Origin of the sequence: Caulobacter sp. CCH9-E1 (genome assembly GCF_001556515.1) — a bacterium.
GTDB lineage: Bacteria > Pseudomonadota > Alphaproteobacteria > Caulobacterales > Caulobacteraceae > Caulobacter.
Window position 1 is genome coordinate 1 of record NZ_LSJA01000333.1, and the last position, 1,242, is coordinate 1,242.

Here is a 1,242-nt window from a genome sequence, read left to right on the forward strand (position 1 = left end):
GTCGTTCTCCAGCAGATAGCGGCGAGAGCGAGATCCGCCGCTATCTGCTGGAGAACGACCTGGTCGAGGCCATCGTCGCCCTGCCGACCGACATGTTCTACAACACCGGCATCGCCACCTATGTCTGGATCGTCAGCAACAAGAAGCTCCCCGCGCGCAAGGGCCAGCTGCAGCTGATCGACGCCAGCGGCTTCTGGAAGAAGATGCGCAAGTCCCTGGGCTCCAAGCGCAAGGAGATGAGCGAGGACGACATCGCCGCCGTCACCCGCCTGTTCGGCGCCTTCGTCGAGGCGCGGCTGGCCAGCGTGTTCGACGCCGAGGGCAAGCTGGTCGACAAGGTCATCGTCGAGGCCGGCTCGCCCCCGCCCGCCGCGCCGGAAGGCGGCAAGGTCAAGCTGGCGCCGCTGTCCAAGATCCTGCCCAACAGCGCCTTTGGCTATCGCACCATCACGGTCGAGCGGCCGCTGGTGGACGAGGCCGGCAAGCCCGTGCTGGGCCAGAAGGGCAAGAACAAGGGCAAGCCCCAGGCCGACAGCGCCCGCCGCGACACCGAGAACGTGCCGCTGACCGAGGACGTCGAGACCTATTTCGCCCGCGAGGTCCTGCCCCACGCCCCCGACGCCTGGATCGACGAGGACAAGACCAAGGTCGGCTACGAGATCCCGTTCAACCGCCACTTCTATGTGTTCGAGCCGCCGCGTGATCTCGCTGAGATCGACGCCGATTTGCGTGCGGTGACCGACCAGATCAAGGCGATGATCGCGGAGCTGGCGGCGTGAGCTTTCCGGCGTATCAGAGCTACAAGGAGAGCGGGGTCGAGTGGCTGGGGCGAGTGCCGAGCCATTGGGATACGATCCAGCTCCGCCATCTTGTCGATTGCTGCGATGGAGCCCGTGTCCCTCTGAACGCGGAACAGCGTGCGGACCGCAAAGGTTTGATCCCCTACTGGGGAGCCAATTCAATCGTCGACTACGTGGATGCAGCACTCTTTGATGAGGAGCTCGTTCTCCTGGGTGAAGATGGTGCCCCTTTCTTCGACCGTACCAAGCCGGTAGCGTTTCGCTCAGTCGGGCCAATCTGGCCGAACAACCACGTTCACGTGCTGAGGCCACTGCACAGTGGATCGGCCCGTTATCTAGCCTACGCACTTAACTCTACCGACTACGTTCCGTTCATCGACGGCTCTATGATCTTCCCCCGAAAAAGTGGACGGGGTTAAGCCGCTCTGCGTTCCATCTCGGC

Annotated in this window: 1 protein-coding gene; it reads left to right on the plus strand. The window is 63.4% G+C overall.

The window, feature by feature from the left end; genetic code table 11:
• Positions 1-779, plus strand: a 779-nt coding sequence (locus tag AX690_RS19225; RefSeq protein WP_156449724.1) for an N-6 DNA methylase, incomplete at its 5' end; no start/stop codon positions are given.
• Between the last annotated feature and the right edge of the window lie 463 nt (positions 780-1,242).